We start from the raw sequence: 18,455 nt of genomic DNA on the forward strand, positions 1-18,455 counted from the left end.
TGGGAATATAAAAATCAAATCATTTTCCGCCGGGATAGAGCGTGCCGACAAGCGGAATGAGCCTTTTGACCTCCTCCGGCTTGTAATAGAACCTGCGGTTAATCTGCGAGTAGCCGATAAGCCGCCTGTCACGCAAGGTTTGCAACGTGCGCGGGCTGATCCTCAACTGCCCGCAGACCTCCTCGCCCGTGAGCCACCTTTCCATCCGCCCGCCGTCGCTCCTGCGCCTCAGGGCGGCTACCTTCTCCGCGAGGGCGTTGAAGGACGCCACCATCATCTCGAAGGTCTTTTTCTCGATAGATACTATTTCCATAAGCAAAACATTTCTGAGTTTGCCGCAAAGGTAACGAAGCCGCCATGAACACGAGCCGTTTTCCGCTAAAAGGCAGCTTGTTGCGCCGTCTGTCCGGGTTACGGAGCCATTATCCGTAAAAATCTTACGTGAGCCACGTAGTGAGCTGTTAAAGCCCCTTTGGTTTATTGCCGAATTTTGCCGCAGAAACCAAAAGAAAGGACTGAATATGAAAGTGATAACGATGGAAAGTTCCGCCTTCACCGCATTGACGGAACAGATAGCCGAGATAGCGGCACACGTGCGTGCCGTTTCCGGCGGTAGGAAGGAAGAAGCTCCCGACAGGCTGCTCACCACCCGCGAAGCGGCGCACCTGCTGAACGTGAGTTGCCGCACCCTCCAGCGCATGCGCAGCGAACAGCGCATCGCCTATGTCGTGCTGCGCGGCAAGTGCCGCTACCGGCAGTCGGAAATCGACCGCCTGCTCGAAGACAGCACCGTCACGGGAGATGCCGCGACACCGGAACAGATGAAACGCAACCACACGCTGCGCACGGGCGGCAAACCCAAAGGAAGGAGGACGTAGGACATGGAACTGCTTACCCGCAACAATTTCGAGAACTGGATGCAGAAGGTGATGGAACGGCTCGACCGTCAGGACGAGATGCTGCTATCCATGCAGCCGTCCGGCAAAGCCCCGAACCCGATGGACGGGATCAGGCTTTTCGACAACCAAGACCTGTGCATGCTGCTCCAGATCAGCAAGCGCACCCTGCAACGCTACCGCAGCATCGGCGCGCTGCCCTACAAGACGCTCGGCAAAAAGACCTATTACAGCGAGGCGGACGTGCTGACGTTCCTCTCCGAACATGTAAAGGACTTCCGCAAGGAAGACACAGCCTTCTACAAGGCTCGTATCCATAATTTCTTTCAAAAATAACCATTAAAACATTTTTCAGATGGCAAAGAAAAAAGACGAAAAGGACGTGCTGGTTGTCCGTGACGAGAAGACGGGCGAAATCAGCGTGGTAGCCGGGCTGAACGCCGACGGCTCCCCCAAGCGCATCCCCGCGAAAGCGGAGAACGCGCAGAGTTTCCTGCAATTCGACCGGCACGGCAACGTGCTGGACAACTTTTTCAAGAACTTCTTCCGGCAGTGCAAGGAACCCAGCCGCTTCGGTTTCTACCGTGTCGCGGCGGACCAAGCCGACAAGCTATTGGAGATTATCAAGGACTTGCTGAAAGACCCCGACGGCAACAAGGAGATGCTTGCTCCCCACAAGGTGGACACCTCCGGCTACGAAAAGAAAATACAGGAGGAGCAGTCCGCCGAAAAGCAGGAACAACCGGAACAGAAACAAGATGACGAACCTAAAAAACAGGAAGAAATGGAACAGAAAAACGAACAGAATCAGGAAAGCCCGCAGCAGACGCAGGGCAACCGGGGCTACCAGCCTATCGACGAGAGCAAGATCAACTGGCAGGAGTTGGAGGAGAAATGGGGCGTAAAGCGCGACGACCTTGAAAAGTCGGGCGACCTTAACAGGATGCTCAACTACGGCAAGTCCGACTTGGTGAGGGTGTCGCCCAATTTCGGCGGAGAGGCTTTCGAGCTGGACGCCCGCCTCTCCTTCAAGAAGGACGGCGAGGGCAACGTCAGCCTTGTGCCGCACTTCATCCGCAAGGAGCAGAAGCTCAACGAGTACAAGGAACACAAGTTCTCCGACGACGACCGGAAGAACCTACGCGAAACGGGCAACCTCGGCAGGGTCGTGGACCTCGTGGACAGGGAAACGGGCGAGATCATCCCCTCGTTCGTCAGCATCGACCGCAAGACGAACGAAATCACGGATGTCCCGGCAAACAAGGTGCGCATACCGGAACGCATCGGCAAGACGGAAATCACCAAGCAGGAGCAGGACATGCTGCGTGCCGGGCTGCCCGTGCGCGACAAGCTCATCGAGCGCAAGGACGGCAGGAAGTTCGTCACCACCCTGCAAGTGAACGTGGAGCAGCGCGGCGTGGAGTTCGTGCCGGGAACCGGCAGATCGCCCCGTACCGCACAGACACAGGAGAAGCAAGCGCATGGTCAGGCACAGGGCGCAGAAAACGCCACAGCCACCCGGAAGGAGCAACGCCGCAACACGTGGACGAACGCCGACGGCAGCATCCGCCCCATCAGCAAATGGAGCGGCGTGGACTTCACCGAGCAGCAGAAAGCCGACTACGTGGCTGGCAAAGCCGTGAAATTGGAGAATGTGACCGACAAGCAGGGCTTCCACGCCACGATGTACATCAGGTTCAATCCGGAGAAGGGACGCCCGTACCGCTACGACACCAACCCCGACAACGCTCAGAAGGTCGCCCCGTCCAACGAGAGCCGCACGCAGGTGGCAGTGAACAGCGAGGGCAAGACCAACGAGGCTACCAAGAACCTGAAGGAGCCGTTGCGGAAGGGACAGACCGCCCCGAAGGACACCGCACAGCAACAGCAGCAGGAGAAGCCGCAAAAGAAAAACAATAAGGGCATGAAGATGTAATCCGGTGTCCGCCACTAAATCCGAAGTAACATTTGTAAAATTCAAAACGACAGAAAAATATGAAGACAATCATTGCAGAGAAGTTATCACAAGTTATGATAACTTTTCTTATCATAAGTAAATTATTATCCAAAGCTCTTATTTTTTGTTAGTCTGTATATCAGCTAATTAAATACATTACTTTATATTACAGCTTTGGATAATAATCATCTTCATTTAGATAGATTCCTTAGCCATATCTTAAGTTCTTGGTCTTTTTCCCATGAACGTTCTGTTATATCGTTTGGTATCATATTAACATAAGCTGATTCCAAAGCCTCTCTTTTTTGTTTAGAATCAGCCCGAGCATATATTTCAGTAGTTTGTATAGATACATGTCCTAAAATATCACGAATATAGACCAAATTTACACCAGCTTGTAACAAGTGCATAGCTTTACTGTGCCGTAAAGTATGCGGGCTTATTTTTTCCGGTATAAGTTCCGGATTTTGTATTCGGGCGTGATTAATATAATTGTTCAAGATATAAGATATGCCAGAGTTTGTCAGCTTTCTGCCACAACTGTTAAAGAAAAGAGGTCTTTGATTAAAACCGGACAGGTCTAAACGATTTTCTTCCATATAACTGCGTAGTAAATTCACTTGTTCGTCTTGTAAAGGGACAATTCTTTTTTTGCGTCCTTTACCAAATAAGGTGACATGACAAGGCTTTTCCAATTTCAAAGATGCGGGTGTCAAGTCTATTAATTCTTGTACTCTGGCTCCACTATCATAGAGTAGGGATATCAAAGCTAAATCCCGCCGTCCTTTTTTCGTGTTGATTGGTATTTGTGCCAATAAAAGCCTAATACCATCTATGCTGAGATAATTGACACTTCTTTTTTCATGTGTTTTTACCTTGATGGATAATATCTCTTGCCATTGTTCCAGATGCTTTACATCCTCATATTGCATATACGTACAAAAAGAACGTAATGCCGCCAATCTTTGATTTCTTGTCGCGTTACTCGATTTTTTCGTGTCTTGTAACCAATCAAGGAAGTTTAAAACCATTTTTCTGGTAATATGTTCCAATCTAAGATTATCAGCCTTTATGTTTACCTGTTCGTCCAGAAAGTTTAACAGCAAGCTAAATGATTCGCTGTATGACCGTATGGTATTAGGGCTTACGCCCTTTTCTCCGATAAGGTACTCTGTGAAAAAGGACGTTAAATGCTTTGCAGAATCTGTTGTTCTCATAAGCCTATATGTTTGAATCTGTTATTACGTTCATTTCAGGATATACAAACCGTGTTATGGTAGTTTGTTTCAATAGAATATCGGGAAACATGTCTTGTGTCAGGCGCACGTAGGTTTCAGTCCCTTTCAACGTCTTATGCCCCAAGAAGACCGACAAAAGGGGAAGCGCACAATATATGTCCATTCCTTCTTGCACCATCTTTGCAAGGGAATGGACGGCAAAAGTATGTCTGAGACTATGTATGCAGGCTCCTCCGGAACGGTTGCTCGAACAGGGTATATTGCATTTTTCCAACACTTTCTTAAAACCGCCCAAGACAGTGCAAGAAGATAACGGTCGTCCTGATGGAGATATTAACAGGAACTTGTCCGGGGCATCAACATCTGGCAAGGGCATCTTATTGCGATATTCCAAATACTGTTGTAGAACCTTGGACAGGGAGCCACTTAAAGGAATAAGCCTTTCCATCTTGTTCTTTGTCTTCCGAACAATGATGCAATTCCTTCTCAAATCAACATCCCGATTCCTAATGGATATGGCTTCTCCGATTCTAATCCCTGTAGCATATAAGATTCTATATAAAGTAGGTAATGCAAAAAGATTACAATATATATTATGACTATACATCCTTTGCTTGTCACAGGTTTCAAATATATCCTGTATCTGTCCACGAGTAAACACATAAGGAGTAAAATCCGAATATTCCTTCTTTGGTAACTTGGGTATATAGCATTCTTTTCCTATGTGGCATAAGTATAGGCAAAACTGCCGGAACATGGACACCTTGTCATAGAGGGTTTTCTTTTTGTCATGTATGCGGGTGCACTTCCATGCATCAATCATGCTTTTAGTTATGAACACATCCCTGATGTTGCTATTAACGAAGAACTTGTCAAACTCCAAGAGCATCCACTTTATCCGTCCAATGTCGGAAACTTGACTCTCTTTCATCGCAAGAAAATCCTTAAAATAAGGAGCGAACACGCTTTGATATATGAATTGTTCAGACATAGAACAAACCTCCTTTCTGTGTGTAGAAATCGGATGGGACATCCGGAACTTCAAGGACACATTTCATCAAACCATCAATGTCTATCCGAAGATAGCCCATTGTCGTTTGCGTAGTTTTGTGTCCCAATGTTTCAGAAATGACGGGCAGTGATACGCCATTACGCAATAGCTGGCTGGCTAAAGTATGTCTCATTGCGTGAGGGCCTTTTTTTCTATCCCTTGTATCTATTCTTGAATGGCAGATAATCTTTCTGACCGACAAAGAAACTACCGCCCCATTCACAGGATTATATGGGGCTAAAGAGGATAGGAATATCTGTTTGGAAGAAGAACTTGGTCTGCCATATTTTACATAATTTATAATAGCTTCCCCCACATCCTTTAATAGCGGCAATTCTATTTCACGCTTAGTCTTGTACTGTATCAGGCGGATAATGTTTCTATCCCAATCTAAATTACTGAATTGTAATCCAGCAATATCGGAGGAACGTAGTCCTAACCGTGTCGCTAATAGGAGCATGGCGTAATCTCGTTTTCCTACAGGAGTGGATTGATTTACCGAAGATTCTATTTGCAAGACTTCTTCACAAGTGTATGTTGACGGTAGTTTTTCTTTTACAACATAACGGTTTCTTCCTATCACATAATCAATATTCTTATTGATAAGCTTTTGTTCGTACAGGTAACGACAAAATACACGCATCGTTGCCAATACTCTTTGTTTACTGTTTTGGCTGGAAGATATAAAAGTTAGCACATCATCCTCACCTATATCTGAGATACGGAATACATTCCTCAAAGACAAATGCCTGAGAAAATAGCTAAATACATGTTCGTAGCCATCTATCGTTTTAGGAGATAGTCTTTGTTCTTCCAAGAGATGAAGGTATTTTGTCATAATGCCTCCTATTTCTCCTGAGAATTTGCGTATAACGTATCTCACAACTGGTTTTTGGATAGTTCTATCCGTAAGATAATTAACGAATAGCAGCAATCGATAATTGGTTCCATGTATCAACCGCGTTTTTTCTTGTGGCATAGTCTTTAAAAACAAATTGATGGATTCTACATTACAGTCTTGTATGTAGTTTATATCCATGTAAACGATAAAAAGACGACAGGTCTTTTTATACTGTCGGATAGTCGATTCTGAATATCCGGCTTTACGCAACGCTTCTAAAAAATCCGAAACTTTGGATTCAAAATGATTTTTATTGTCCATAATACTATATTTGGAGGGAGCAACATTACTCTCTCCACAATATAGCATATTATTATCAGAACATTATTATCACGAGTTTGATTGATTATCTGTCAGTTATTTGATGTATTAGCCTATAGCTTTGGATAACAATTTACTTGTGATAAGAAAAGTTATCACAAGTTATGATAACTTTTCGGGAAAAATACTACCCACAGGGCTGGAGATTTTTCCCGAAAACAGGAGGCTTGACCTTGCTTTCCCGTCAAATCCCGGAGTTACCTTTGCGCCCAGAACGGAAATGACTGCCTGATGCGGCTCACTGAAAGGCGCTAAAATGGAGGTAAACGGAAGTAGAGGCAGATTAGACAGAAAACTTCAAAAGAGAAATCCGAGAAAACTGGAAGCCCCCAACAAAAAAAGAACATAGCCGGTAACGTGAAACCGGGCAAACCACCTGTAAGGAAGTAGGGTTTTATCTGTCCGGCCAGACGTGTCGGGGTGGTCAGATAAAATTTTTCTTCCCGGTTTGCCTGCTGTGGGTGACGGCTTGTTACATTTATGGACAAGCGGTCATACACGGCTTTCCGCTTTCGGCTCAAAGGAACAGCGAAAAAGAAAAATCATCTGAAAAACCGTAAAAGCACCTCTTTGGCATAAGCACAAAAGAAATGGGCCTTGCCTCATTAGTCTAAACAGTTGTTTAGGTGTGAGACAAAGCCCTTTTCTCAGTTTATGCGGTAGTCGGCACACGTTCGTTCAAAATTCTTTTGGACAATGGTGTGCCGACGGATAAAATCGCTTTTACGGAAAAACGTATATGATAAAGAAAAAATCAGGGAGATTCATTTCAAAATCTCCCGTTTTATTGTTACTTTTGCATACGAAGAGTTCTTTGAAGGTTACGCAATGCGCAGAAGAATAATGCAGCAGATAACTAACTAAATCGTAACCTATTACTATCATGAGCGATTAACATACGCTCATTTCCAATAAAATACACTCTTTTCGTAACTTCGAATAACAAAGATACAAATTATTTCGATGGTTCGTGATAAAATTATATCTTTGCACGGTTTTTACTAAGAAACTGAATAACAATACATCGAAAATATGATAGCTAAGATTGAACAACTTCTGAAAGAGGTGGAAGCCTTACACGCCTCCAATGCCGAAGAACTCGAAGTTCTCCGCATCAAATACCTAAGTAAGAAGGGAGCCATTAACGACTTAATGGCAGATTTCCGTAATGTAGCTGCCGATCAGAAAAAAGAAGTCGGCATGAGACTGAATGAACTGAAAACAAAAGCGCAAGACAAAATCAACGCGCTGAAAGAATTGTTTGAAAGTCAGGACAATGATTGTGACGGATTGGATTTGACGCGTTCGGCTTATCCCGTGGAACTTGGTACACGCCACCCGCTCACCATTGTAAAGAACGAAATCATCGATATCTTTGCCCGCCTGGGATTCAGCATCGCCGAGGGTCCGGAAATTGAAGATGACTGGCATGTATTCTCGGCACTGAACTTTGCCGAAGATCATCCGGCACGCGATATGCAGGACACTTTCTTTATTGAAGCTCACCCGGACGTTGTATTGCGTACGCATACTTCTTCCGTACAGACCCGTGTGATGGAAACTTCACAACCTCCCATCCGCATCATTTGCCCGGGACGTGTGTATCGTAACGAAGCAATCAGCTATCGCGCACACTGTTTCTTCCATCAGGTAGAAGCGTTGTATGTAGACAAAAACGTATCGTTCACCGACTTGAAACAAGTATTGTTACTTTTCGCTAAAGAAATGTTCGGCGCTGATACAAAGATTCGTCTGCGTCCGTCTTACTTTCCGTTCACTGAACCTAGTGCGGAAATGGACATCAGCTGTAATATCTGCGGCGGTAAGGGTTGTCCGTTCTGTAAACACACCGGCTGGGTAGAAATCCTCGGTTGCGGTATGGTAGACCCGAACGTACTTGAATCTAACGGTATAGACAGCAAAGTATACAGCGGTTATGCTCTCGGTATGGGTATCGAGCGTATCACAAACCTGAAATATCAGGTGAAAGACCTCCGTATGTTCTCTGAAAATGATACTCGCTTCCTGAAAGAATTCGAAGCGGCATATTAATTTACGATTGGACAATTTACGATTTACGATTGATGGTAGCGTCTCTCGTAAATCGTAAATTTTCAATCACTCTATATTTTCACTATCCGAATGGGCACTCCCAATCGTAAATAGTAAATCGTCTAATCGTAAATAATTCCCATGGCAAAGGATAGACTCATTACTCCCAGTTATTGTTTCATCTTGGCAGCCAACTTCCTGCTCTACTTCGGCTTTTGGTTGTTGATTCCTGTTTTGCCGTTCTATTTATCAGAATTCTTCCAAACTGGAAATTCTACTATTGGCATTGTACTTTCCTGCTATACGGTAGCCGCTCTTTGCATCCGTCCGTTTTCCGGTTACCTGCTCGACACGTTTGCCCGCAAACCTCTCTATCTGTTTGCTTACTTCATCTTTATGATGATGTTCGGCGGATACCTGATAGCCGGCTCCCTTACCTTATTTATTATATTCCGAATCATTCATGGCGTCTCTTTCGGAATGGTTACAGTAGGAGGAAACACGGTAGTGATAGACATTATGCCATCTTCCCGCCGTGGGGAAGGTTTAGGCTATTACGGGCTTACTAACAATACGGCTATGTCCATCGGACCGATGTTCGGACTGTTTCTGCACGATGCAGGAGTCACTTTTGCTACGATCTTCTGTTATGCATTCGGTTCCTGCATTTTAGGTTTTCTATGCGCCAGTCTGGTGAAAACGCCCTATAAACCTCCAGTGAAACGGGAACCGATTTCACTCGACCGCTTTATCTTGATGAAAGGATTGCCAGCCGGATTTAGTCTGTTGTTACTTTCCATCCCTTACGGAATGACAACCAACTATGTCGCCATGTATGCCCGCCAAATCGGACTGAACACGCAAACCGGATTCTTCTTTACCTTTATGGCTGTAGGGATGGCAATCTCCCGCATTTTTTCGGGGAAGCTGGTGGATCGTGGAAAAATAACACAAGTAATAATAGCCGGATTATACCTGGTTGTTTGCAGTTTCTTCCTGCTTTCAGCCTGTGTATATCTGATTCAATGGAATGATACTGTTTGCAACATTCTGTTTTTTGGTATCGCATTGTTGATGGGCGTCGGATTTGGAATCATGTTTCCGGCATTTAATACGTTGTTTGTCAACCTTGCCCCCAATAACCAGCGGGGAACAGCCACTTCCACTTATCTTACCTCTTGGGATGTAGGAATCGGCATCGGTATGCTGACGGGCGGATATATTGCAGAAATAAGTACATTTGACAAGGCCTATCTTTTCGGAGCCTGCCTGACGGTAGTTTCCGCCCTCTATTTCAAACTTAAAGTGACGCCTCATTACCATAAAAACAAGTTACGATGAGAAAGAAAGAACGTTATGAGAAAGTAATCGCCTGGTTTCAGAAGAATGTGCCTGTAGCCGAAACCGAACTGCATTACAACAATCCGTATGAGTTGCTGATCGCTGTTATTCTTTCTGCACAATGTACGGACAAACGGGTGAATATGATCACTCCCCCTTTGTATAAAGACTTTCCGACTCCGGAAACACTGGCAGCCACTACGCCGGAAGTTATTTTCGAATATATACGAAGTGTGTCCTATCCGAACAACAAAGCCAAACATCTGGTCGGTATGGCAAAGATGCTGGTGAATGACTTCAATAGTCAGGTGCCCGACAATCTGGATGATTTGATAAAGTTGCCCGGTGTAGGAAGAAAAACCGCCAATGTCATCCAGTCGGTTGTGTTCAATAAAGCTGCAATGGCAGTAGATACACACGTATTCCGTGTCAGCCACCGCATCGGACTGGTGCCGGGCAGTTGCACCACTCCGTTCAGTGTGGAAAAAGAATTGGTGAAGAATATTCCGGAAAAACTCATACCGATTGCCCACCATTGGCTCATTCTGCACGGTCGTTATGTTTGTCAGGCACGCACTCCCAAATGTGACACCTGTGGTTTGCAAATGACGTGCAAATATTTCTGTAACACCTATAAAGTTACGAAAGAGGAACCAAAAGCCAAGAATAAATAACGATTTAATAGCAAGGAACCGAAATAAATAGTAACTTTGCGGTCGTTCTAAAAGAAGAATTTTAAAAACACTTTTAAATAAAAATAGAGTATTATGCAGACAATTGACAAATTCAATTTTGCCGGTAAAAAGGCATTTGTTCGCGTGGACTTCAATGTACCCCTGGACGAAAACTTCAACATCACAGATGACACTCGTATGCGTGCAGCTCTTCCTACTTTGAAGAAGATCCTGGCAGACGGCGGAAGCATCATCATTGGCTCTCACCTGGGCCGTCCGAAAGGCGTTGCCGATAAATTCTCTTTGAAACATATCATCAAGCACCTGTCTGATTTGCTGGGCGTTGAAGTTCAGTTCGCTAACGACTGCATGGGCGAAGAAGCTGCTGTAAAAGCTGCTGCTCTGCAACCGGGAGAAGTGCTGTTGCTCGAAAACCTTCGCTTCTACGCTGAAGAAGAAGGCAAACCAAGAGGTTTGGCTGAAGATGCAACTGACGAAGAAAAAGCTGCTGCCAAGAAAGCTGTGAAAGAAAGCCAGAAAGAATTTACCAAGAAATTGGCTTCTTACGCTGACTGCTACGTAAACGATGCATTCGGTACTGCTCACCGTGCACACGCTTCTACAGCCTTGATCGCTAAATATTTTGATGTAAACAACAAGATGTTCGGTTACCTGATGGAAAAAGAAGTGAAAGCCGTTGATAAAGTATTGAACGACATCAAACGTCCGTTCACTGCTATCATGGGTGGTTCTAAAGTTTCTTCTAAAATCGAAATCATCGAAAACCTGTTGAACAAGGTAGACAACCTGATCATCGCTGGTGGTATGACTTATACATTTACTAAAGCTATGGGGGGTAACATCGGTATCTCTATCTGTGAAGACGATAAACTTGACCTGGCTTTGGATTTGATGAAGAAAGCAAAAGAAAAAGGTGTAAACCTGGTATTGGCTGTTGACGCTAAGATTGCCGATGCATTCTCTAACGACGCAAATACTAAATTCTGTGCTGTTAACGAAATTCCTGACGGATGGGAAGGCCTTGATATCGGTCCTAAGACGGAAGAAATCTTCGCTAACGTTATCAAAGAATCTAAAACTATTCTTTGGAACGGTCCTACAGGTGTATTCGAATTTGACAACTTCACTCACGGCTCACGTACAGTAGGTGAAGCAATCGTTGAAGCAACTAAGAACGGCGCATTCTCACTTGTGGGTGGTGGCGACTCTGTAGCTTGTGTTAACAAGTTCGGTTTGGCTAACGGTGTATCATACGTTTCAACAGGTGGTGGCGCATTGCTCGAAGCAATCGAAGGAAAAATTCTTCCGGGTATCGCTGCTATTCAAGAATAATAGAACTAGATAATTAATTTCTAAATAGGAATAATAAAAGGGCAGTTCTTTGTGAAAAGAGTTGCCCTTATTTCTAAAAACGAAATCCTTCTCATTTATAAAAACGAGGAATGAAATGAATATGCCGGAAATCCGGTCAGCTTCCTCTCCGACTGCAAATGTTGCAGTACAATCAGATTGACGTCTTTTTCCTACCTGACCCTGCCGTATCCATCGCCCTGAACAGCCAGCATCGTTCATTGGTGAATACAATGGAATTGAGCATTGAATTTACTCGCAGTCGGTTTGTTATCTGGCGGAAGTAGCAGTATTGAAAACAGCAGAATCAAATAATTATAGAATATCAACTTTATAAATAACAGTAACTAAAAAAACCATGAAACACAAAATCGCGGAAACCAACGCCCGAATAGACGTGGCCGACGTATTAAGAGGGTTGGCAGTAATGGGAATTATTCTCTTACACAGTATCGAACATTTTAATTTCTACTCTTTCCCGGAAGAAGTACCTTTTCCTGACTTTATCATTGCGTCACCCAAATCATAACTCTAACCAATCATCAGTATCAATGAGGTACGCTATAGCTCTCTCCTCCTCTGTGAGGCAGAGAGTTTTTGTTATAGTGTCTTTATTCTCCGGACGTGCAATCTCAATAGTAACTATAGTCTCGGCTATCTTGAGTGTTTCATCTACAGAGTATGGACACCCAGACAATTTTAATAGCCTTTCAAGTTCCTTGTATACTTTCAAAGCAACGAAACATATACAAACATGAGCCTCAATTCTTCTTGGCGTGAAATGGAACATCGGTCTTACATCCAGCGTACCTTTGGTAATACGAAACGACCGTTCCACATTCCATAGATTCTGATAGGCTTCATAGACTTTCTCTGGACTTAGATCCGTATTTGTCTTATACCCTTTTAATCCATCCCATATTGCATCTTCCTTTATCTTTTCCTCATCTATACTGACTGTAATTCCAGAACTGACTGAAAGGAACTTGTTGTAGCCTCGTTTGTTGATGTCCGCCTTCGTCAGTGTTCCCTTAGAAAAACGTTTTCTTAGCCTTTCCACACCTTGTTCTCTATCGAATGCGTTCTTCTTTGCCCTTTCATCAGAGTATCCAACAATAAGCCTGTCTCCATCCGGATATTTGATATCATTGAACACCCCACACCGACGCTCTGTTGCAATTATTTTCTCCATTATCCGGCCGGATTCCTTCTTTATCCTGGCACCTATTATATACTTATATCCACCATCACGGAGTAGCTTTACATTCTTTGCGCTCATAAGCCCGGAGTCTGCAATTACTACAAAATCATTGCCGAGATTGAATCTTTGAACAAAATCATCTACGATGGGAAGCATTGTATATCCCTCATATTGTGAACCGTTAAACAGAGAATAAGACAAGGGATATCCTCCACGACTGACAAGAAGTCCTAAAACTACTTGTGAATTTGCATTTTTACCATCTTTGGAAAAACCGGATTCCCGTAACTCGTCCTTATTCGTTGTCTCAAAATAAAGGGTTGTGACATCGTAGAAAAGTATCCCTAAATTCCCGCCAAACAATCCTTTTGTATGCTTAACACTTATCTCCTGCACGAGTTCCTGCTGGGTATTATATAGTTTATCGAGATAACGATAAATCTTCTGTAAACTGACCTCTTCCTTGAAATGCCGTCTCAGATAATCCACTGTGGCCTTCTTGCTCATAGGAGAGCATATTCTGGATACTACAAGATGACGTAGTTCTTCATCCTGTATGATATTGAATCCGATTTTATCGTAAACTTTATTGATGATTCTCTGAGGTGAATTCAGAGAAGTACTTATTATATTGGATACTATGTACTCAGTCATTGAATTCTCTTCCCGTCTTAGTTTTTCACACTCATCATCAGGGAAGCTTATGGTTTGCTGTCCACCGTAATGGGCTATCCAATTCTTTCCTTCATTTACAAGTTGACTAATTTCATCCTCGGTTGTACCCACACCTATGACATGGAGTTCCGTAAATCTACTGGAACTCTTATCGGCGACGACAACACTGGTCGAACCGGATCGATTCTTTTTCCTACGCACAAACATAGCACGAAGATACAAAATTCCCGTGCGTCACCCAAATTAGACTTAAAAACACTGCTACAGATATCTATAGGGCAGGTTCATGAGAAAATTTTAAAAAAGTGATAAAGTCAGGAAAAACGAAATCCTTCTCATTTATAAAAACGAGGAATGAAATGAATATGCCGGAAATCCGGTCAGCTTCCTCTCCGACTGCAAATGTTGCAGTACAATCAGATTGACGTCTTTTTCCTACCTGACCCTGCCGTATCCATCGCCCTGAACAGCCAGCATCGTTCATTGGTGAATACAATGGAATTGAGCATTGAATTTACTCGCAGTCGGTTTGTTATCTGGCGGAAGTAGCAGTATTGAAAACAGCAGAATCAAATAATTATAGAATATCAACTTTATAAATAACAGTAACTAAAAAAACCATGAAACACAAAATCGCGGAAACCAACGCCCGAATAGACGTGGCCGACGTATTAAGAGGGTTGGCAGTAATGGGAATTATTCTCTTACACAGTATCGAACATTTTAATTTCTACTCTTTCCCGGAAGAAGTACCTTTTGAATGGATGAAGTTTACCGACCAGGCTATCTGGAGAGGGTTATTCTTCACATTCAGCAACAAAGCATACGCTGTATTTGCCCTGCTCTTCGGTTTCAGTTTCTATATCCAAGACAACAACCAACAACGGAGAGGGAAAGATTTCCGCTTGCGCTTTTTATGGAGATTATTCATTCTCTTCCTGATAGGACAGTTCAATGCCGCCTTCTTTACCGGTGAAATATTGACCATGTATGCGATTTTAGGAATTATCCTTCCGATATTCTGCCGGATGAGTGACCGCACAGTTGTCATCTTCGCTACTTTACTAATTTTACAACCTATCGATTGGGGGAAATTAATTTATGCTTTGTGTAATCCTGACTATGTGGCTGGAAAAAGTTTGGCAAGTTATTATTTCAGCATTGCTTTCGACGTACAAAAGAACGGAACTTTCCTCGAAACAGTCCGCATGAATATGTGGGAAGGACAACTGGCCAATATGACCTGGGCACTAGAACATGGACGTATCTTGCAGACACCGGGGTTATTCTTATTCGGAATGCTTGTCGGTCGCCGCAAATATTTCCTGTACAGCGAACAGAACGAACGCCTATGGTTAAAAACATTGGCCGTTTCGCTTCTCTGCTTTTTCCCCATCTACGGATTGAACAATATGCTGCCGGAATTCATCGAACGAAGTGCTGTCCTTGTTCCCCTGCAATTGATTTTAAGCTCACTCAGCAACCTTAGCTTCATGGTGTTGCTGGTTACAGGATTACTGCTGACTTTCTACCGCGTGAAAGACCGCAGTTTCTTTATGCGTTTCACATCTTATGGTAAAATGAGTTTAACAAACTATCTCGGACAATCTATTTTCGGTTCTCTTTTGTTCTATCATTGGGGATTCGAACTCGGACGGTATTTAGGAATAACTTACAGTTTCCTTTTTGGCATCCTTTTTGTTCTATTACAAATGGCATTTTGTTCATGGTGGCTCCGACACCATAAACACGGTCCTTTTGAGGGTCTCTGGAAACGTTTGACCTGGATTGGAAAAAATAAATAATTAAATAATGATGAACGAAAAAACGATTAACGAACAATACGCATATATACGTACTTTACTCGAAAAGAAAAGACTCAAAGAGGCCTTGATGCAATTGGAATCTTTGCTGTGGCAATGTCCTGACTGGGATTTGCGCGCCCGCCTGGAACAATTGCAGACCTCTTACAAATATATGCTGGAATACATGAAACAGGGAGCAAACGACCCTGACCGGTGGAACCTGTATCAGAAAATGGTAGCAGACACCTGGGGAATTGCCGACCAATCACGTCTGCTCATGTTGGATAATGCTTCATCAAGATACTATCATGAGGTACGCCGTACTCCCGTACCGGCAGAGTTGTCGGACTATAGCCTTAAAACCATACTACACATGCTGGAGTCATTTAATGACGACTTGGCAGTCAGCGGATTACTGTCTGACGAAAAGATGGATGAAGTATTAAAGCGACATGAAGACACGCTCAAGTTTATGTTTATAAGAACATGGGCAAACAGTGCATGGACTCCCGAAGACGAGGAAGACGCAAAAGCTATGCTTGCCTCGGAATTACTTCCGGGGGACGACTTATGTTTATTTGTCAGCGCCCTCACATTGAGCTTGATGGAATGTTTCGACTTACGAAAAATAATGTGGTTGCTTAATGCTTACGAACATCCTAACGTCAACGTCAGCCAGCGGGCATTGGTAGGTACAATGATTATCTTCCACCTCTACAGAAGCCGTCTTTCTTTTTATCCGGAACTCATCAAAAGGGTAGATCTTATGGCGGAAATACCTTCATTCAAAGAAAACGTCGCACGTATTTACCGCCAAATGCTATTATGCCAGGAAACAGAAAAGATTGATAAAAAGATGAGGGAAGAGATTATCCCTGAAATGCTGAAGAATGTTTCCTCCATGAAAAATATGCGGTTCGGTTTTGAAGAAAACGATGAAGAAAACAATGATATGAACCCGGACTGGGAAGATGCGTTCGAGAAGTCCGGTCTGGGGGATAAATTGCGTGAAATGAACGAATTGCAACTAGAGGGAGCAGATGTGTATATGAGCACTTTTGCCGCATTGAAGAATTATCCGTTCTTCCGCGAAGTACATAACTGGTTTTATCCGTTCAGCAAACAACAGTCCAATGTGCTCAAAGCAATGAAGCAAGCGGGGAATCAAGGCAATAGTTTACTGGATTTAATTCTTCAATCCGGCTTTTTCAGCAACAGCGATAAGTACTCGCTCTTTTTCACGATTCATCAATTGCCACAAGCGCAACAAGATATGATGTTGAGTCAGCTGAACGAACAACAGGTGGCAGAATTGGCAGAGAAATCGAATGTTGAAACAATGAAAAAATTCAATGAACGTCCGGGAACGGTCAGTAACCAGTACCTGCACGATTTGTACCGTTTCTTCAAACTTAGTGTGCGCAAGAATGAATTCAGAGATATTTTTAAAGAAAAACTCGATCTTCATCACGTTTCTGCACTTGACAATACATTGTGTTGGAAAGATGTATTGTTCCCCATTGCCGATTTTTATCTGTCAAAAGAACGTTGGGACGAGGCTACCGAAATTTATGATGACCTGGAGTATATCGGAGGATTCCTAGGAGAGAGTGCGGAATGTTATCAGAAATTTGGCTATGCATTGCAGAAAAGAAAAAAATATGCAGAAGCTATTCAGGCTTACCTGAAAGCAGACACACTGAAGCCGGATAATATCTGGAATAATCGCCACCTGGCTATTTGTTACCGGCTAAACAAAAACTACCAAGCTGCACTCACTTATTATAAAAAGGTAGAAGAAGCTGCTCCCAAAGATGCTAATGCGACTTTCTATATCGGTAGTTGCCTGGTTGAATTGAAACAGTATGAGGAAGCTCTGAATTATTTCTTCAAATTGGATTTCATCGAGAACAATTGCATAAAAGCATGGCGCGGCATCGGTTGGTGCTCGTTCATCAACGAAAAGTATGAACAGGCGATGAAATATTATGAAAAGATTATTGAACAAAAGCCGCTAGCTATTGATTATATGAACGCAGGACATGTGGCTTGGGTAATGGGAGATATTCAGAAAGCTGCCGTTTTCTACGGAAAAGCCATTACAGCTAGTGGAAATCGGGAAAGATTCCTGGAAATGTTCTATAAAGATAAGGATTCTCTTATCATACAAGGGATTCGAGAAGAGGACATTCCTCTGATGCTGGATTTGTTATAGTCTTCTACATCTTTCAATTCGGGATATTCAGTAAATGTCCCTGCTTAAGAATACAGAAAAAGGCTGTCTCATTTTCTATTTTGAGGCAGCCTTCTCATATTATTGGGTTACGTAGAAATATTCAGATAGATTCAGGATCCTTACTATAACTTTTTCAACTCTCCATACAACTTCTGTATGGGAAGTCCCATAATATTATAAAAGCTCCCTGAAATTGATTTTACACCGATATACCCGATCCATTCCTGAACCCCATAGGCTCCTGCCTTATCCATCGGCTGATAGCGGTCGACATAATACAGGATTTCATCTTCTGACAGAACATCAAACACTACTTCGGAAGAAGCAGTAAAGCTTTTTTGCCATTCAGTAGTAGTCAGGCAAACGCCTGTAAAAACCTGATGAGACTTTCCCGAAAGAGCGCGGAGCATTTCAATGGCTCCTTCCCTACCCTCCGGTTTTCCAAGTACTTTTCCATCCATCCAGACAATAGTATCTGCTGTAATCAATAATTCTCCCGGCTCCATCATGGTACGATAGGCATCTGCTTTTTCACGAGCAATATATTCGGGTATCTCAGCACCAACCAACGTATCTGGATATGACTCGTCTACATCCGGCAATGTTCTGACTACATAGTCCACTCCCAGCCCTGACATCAATTCTTTCCGACGGGGAGAATTGGAGGCGAGTATAATCTGATATTTCTTTAAATTATCAAGCATGATTTTATTTACAATTTGACGATTTACTATCT

The 18,455-nt window shown here is 43.4% G+C and carries 15 protein-coding genes and 3 pseudogenes; 12 read left to right on the plus strand and 6 right to left on the minus strand.

Annotated features, from left to right (window positions below; genetic code table 11):
* Nucleotides 1–19: 19 nt before the first annotated feature.
* A complete protein-coding gene (locus tag A4V03_RS12610) occupies nucleotides 20–313 on the minus strand; it encodes a helix-turn-helix domain-containing protein (RefSeq protein ID WP_032535412.1) in 294 nt (97 codons plus the stop codon).
* Nucleotides 314–536: 223 nt separating this feature from the next.
* Between A4V03_RS12610 and A4V03_RS12615 the strand changes: the two genes are divergently transcribed.
* The 3 genes from A4V03_RS12615 to A4V03_RS12625 are packed head-to-tail and all read left to right on the plus strand — an operon-like array spanning nucleotide 537 to nucleotide 2,832.
* A complete protein-coding gene (locus A4V03_RS12615; protein WP_458249831.1) occupies nucleotides 537–878 on the plus strand; it encodes a helix-turn-helix domain-containing protein in 342 nt (113 codons plus the stop codon).
* Between the two features lie 3 nt (nucleotides 879–881).
* Nucleotides 882–1,232 (plus strand): helix-turn-helix domain-containing protein, encoded by a 351-nt coding sequence (locus tag A4V03_RS12620; RefSeq protein WP_065539140.1) that lies wholly within the window; start codon nucleotides 882–884, stop codon nucleotides 1,230–1,232.
* A 19-nt stretch (nucleotides 1,233–1,251) separates the two neighbouring features.
* Nucleotides 1,252–2,832, plus strand: a complete 1,581-nt coding sequence (locus A4V03_RS12625) for a DUF4099 domain-containing protein (RefSeq protein ID WP_065539141.1) — start codon at nucleotides 1,252–1,254, stop codon at nucleotides 2,830–2,832.
* A 212-nt stretch (nucleotides 2,833–3,044) separates the two neighbouring features.
* Here the strand turns inward: A4V03_RS12625 and A4V03_RS12630 are convergent, their stop codons facing one another.
* The 3 genes from A4V03_RS12630 to A4V03_RS12640 are packed head-to-tail and all read right to left on the minus strand — an operon-like array spanning nucleotide 3,045 to nucleotide 6,304.
* Nucleotides 3,045–4,070, minus strand: a complete 1,026-nt coding sequence (locus A4V03_RS12630; protein WP_065538215.1) for a site-specific integrase — start codon at nucleotides 4,068–4,070, stop codon at nucleotides 3,045–3,047.
* 4 nt (nucleotides 4,071–4,074) lie between these two features.
* Nucleotides 4,075–5,082 carry a tyrosine-type recombinase/integrase gene (locus A4V03_RS12635; RefSeq protein WP_065538214.1) on the minus strand — a complete coding sequence of 336 codons (1,008 nt, stop codon included), beginning with the start codon at nucleotides 5,080–5,082 and terminating at the stop codon, nucleotides 4,075–4,077.
* Nucleotides 5,075–6,304: a site-specific integrase gene (locus tag A4V03_RS12640; RefSeq protein WP_065538213.1), complete on the minus strand. Its 1,230-nt coding sequence runs from the start codon at nucleotides 6,302–6,304 to the stop codon at nucleotides 5,075–5,077. Before A4V03_RS12640 ends, A4V03_RS12635 begins: the two co-directional genes overlap by 8 nt.
* A gap of 1,092 nt (nucleotides 6,305–7,396) precedes the next feature.
* On the opposite strand from A4V03_RS12640, the gene pheS reads away from it, so the two are divergent.
* The 6 genes and pseudogenes from pheS to A4V03_RS20820 all read left to right on the plus strand — a co-directional run.
* Nucleotides 7,397–8,416: a phenylalanine--tRNA ligase subunit alpha gene (pheS, locus tag A4V03_RS12650; protein ID WP_065539142.1), complete on the plus strand. Its 1,020-nt coding sequence runs from the start codon at nucleotides 7,397–7,399 to the stop codon at nucleotides 8,414–8,416.
* 141 nt (nucleotides 8,417–8,557) lie between these two features.
* Nucleotides 8,558–9,757 (plus strand): MFS transporter, encoded by a 1,200-nt coding sequence (locus A4V03_RS12655; protein WP_065539143.1) that lies wholly within the window; start codon nucleotides 8,558–8,560, stop codon nucleotides 9,755–9,757.
* Nucleotides 9,754–10,431: an endonuclease III gene (gene nth, locus A4V03_RS12660; RefSeq protein WP_065539144.1), complete on the plus strand. Its 678-nt coding sequence runs from the start codon at nucleotides 9,754–9,756 to the stop codon at nucleotides 10,429–10,431. The genes A4V03_RS12655 and nth overlap by 4 nt, the downstream gene beginning before the upstream one ends.
* A gap of 93 nt (nucleotides 10,432–10,524) precedes the next feature.
* Nucleotides 10,525–11,784, plus strand: a complete 1,260-nt coding sequence (locus tag A4V03_RS12665; protein WP_065539145.1) for a phosphoglycerate kinase — start codon at nucleotides 10,525–10,527, stop codon at nucleotides 11,782–11,784.
* Between the two features lie 109 nt (nucleotides 11,785–11,893).
* Nucleotides 11,894–12,071, plus strand: a pseudogene (locus A4V03_RS12670) (ABC transporter substrate-binding protein); the annotation flags it as partial.
* Between the two features lie 89 nt (nucleotides 12,072–12,160).
* Nucleotides 12,161–12,295 (plus strand): annotated as a pseudogene (locus A4V03_RS20820) (DUF418 domain-containing protein); the annotation flags it as partial.
* A gap of 30 nt (nucleotides 12,296–12,325) precedes the next feature.
* Here A4V03_RS20820 and A4V03_RS12675 read toward each other — a convergent pair.
* A complete protein-coding gene (locus A4V03_RS12675) occupies nucleotides 12,326–13,885 on the minus strand; it encodes an IS1634 family transposase (protein WP_065538612.1) in 1,560 nt (519 codons plus the stop codon).
* A gap of 146 nt (nucleotides 13,886–14,031) precedes the next feature.
* Between A4V03_RS12675 and A4V03_RS12680 the strand changes: the two are divergent.
* The 3 genes and pseudogenes from A4V03_RS12680 to A4V03_RS12690 all read left to right on the plus strand — a co-directional run.
* Nucleotides 14,032–14,209: pseudogene (locus A4V03_RS12680) on the plus strand (ABC transporter substrate-binding protein); the annotation flags it as partial.
* Nucleotides 14,210–14,298: 89 nt separating this feature from the next.
* Nucleotides 14,299–15,483 (plus strand): DUF418 domain-containing protein, encoded by a 1,185-nt coding sequence (locus A4V03_RS12685; RefSeq protein ID WP_065539147.1) that lies wholly within the window; start codon nucleotides 14,299–14,301, stop codon nucleotides 15,481–15,483.
* A 7-nt stretch (nucleotides 15,484–15,490) separates the two neighbouring features.
* A complete protein-coding gene (locus tag A4V03_RS12690) occupies nucleotides 15,491–17,698 on the plus strand; it encodes a tetratricopeptide repeat protein (protein ID WP_084081150.1) in 2,208 nt (735 codons plus the stop codon).
* A gap of 143 nt (nucleotides 17,699–17,841) precedes the next feature.
* On the opposite strand, the gene A4V03_RS12695 is transcribed toward A4V03_RS12690, so the two are convergent.
* On the minus strand, nucleotides 17,842–18,423 hold the full coding sequence (locus A4V03_RS12695) for a Maf-like protein (RefSeq protein ID WP_065539148.1): 582 nt from the start codon (nucleotides 18,421–18,423) through the stop codon (nucleotides 17,842–17,844).
* Nucleotides 18,424–18,455 lie beyond the last annotated feature (32 nt).

It is taken from the genome of Bacteroides caecimuris (assembly GCF_001688725.2).
GTDB lineage: Bacteria > Bacteroidota > Bacteroidia > Bacteroidales > Bacteroidaceae > Bacteroides > Bacteroides caecimuris.

What these genes read in the sequence shown, in the direction of transcription:
- A4V03_RS12610 (WP_032535412.1), bottom strand. Translation starts at nt 313, where the DNA reads ATGGAAATAGTATCTATCGAGAAAAAGACCTTCGAGATGATGGTGGCG.
- A4V03_RS12615 (WP_458249831.1), top strand. Translation starts at nt 537, where the DNA reads ATGGAAAGTTCCGCCTTCACCGCATTGACGGAACAGATAGCCGAGATA.
- A4V03_RS12620 (WP_065539140.1), top strand. Translation starts at nt 882, where the DNA reads ATGGAACTGCTTACCCGCAACAATTTCGAGAACTGGATGCAGAAGGTG.
- A4V03_RS12625 (WP_065539141.1), top strand. Translation starts at nt 1,252, where the DNA reads ATGGCAAAGAAAAAAGACGAAAAGGACGTGCTGGTTGTCCGTGACGAG.
- A4V03_RS12630 (WP_065538215.1), bottom strand. Translation starts at nt 4,070, where the DNA reads ATGAGAACAACAGATTCTGCAAAGCATTTAACGTCCTTTTTCACAGAG.
- A4V03_RS12635 (WP_065538214.1), bottom strand. Translation starts at nt 5,082, where the DNA reads ATGTCTGAACAATTCATATATCAAAGCGTGTTCGCTCCTTATTTTAAG.
- A4V03_RS12640 (WP_065538213.1), bottom strand. Translation starts at nt 6,304, where the DNA reads ATGGACAATAAAAATCATTTTGAATCCAAAGTTTCGGATTTTTTAGAA.
- pheS (WP_065539142.1), top strand. Translation starts at nt 7,397, where the DNA reads ATGATAGCTAAGATTGAACAACTTCTGAAAGAGGTGGAAGCCTTACAC.
- A4V03_RS12655 (WP_065539143.1), top strand. Translation starts at nt 8,558, where the DNA reads ATGGCAAAGGATAGACTCATTACTCCCAGTTATTGTTTCATCTTGGCA.
- nth (WP_065539144.1), top strand. Translation starts at nt 9,754, where the DNA reads ATGAGAAAGAAAGAACGTTATGAGAAAGTAATCGCCTGGTTTCAGAAG.
- A4V03_RS12665 (WP_065539145.1), top strand. Translation starts at nt 10,525, where the DNA reads ATGCAGACAATTGACAAATTCAATTTTGCCGGTAAAAAGGCATTTGTT.
- A4V03_RS12675 (WP_065538612.1), bottom strand. Translation starts at nt 13,885, where the DNA reads ATGTTTGTGCGTAGGAAAAAGAATCGATCCGGTTCGACCAGTGTTGTC.
- A4V03_RS12685 (WP_065539147.1), top strand. Translation starts at nt 14,299, where the DNA reads ATGAAACACAAAATCGCGGAAACCAACGCCCGAATAGACGTGGCCGAC.
- A4V03_RS12690 (WP_084081150.1), top strand. Translation starts at nt 15,491, where the DNA reads ATGATGAACGAAAAAACGATTAACGAACAATACGCATATATACGTACT.
- A4V03_RS12695 (WP_065539148.1), bottom strand. Translation starts at nt 18,423, where the DNA reads ATGCTTGATAATTTAAAGAAATATCAGATTATACTCGCCTCCAATTCT.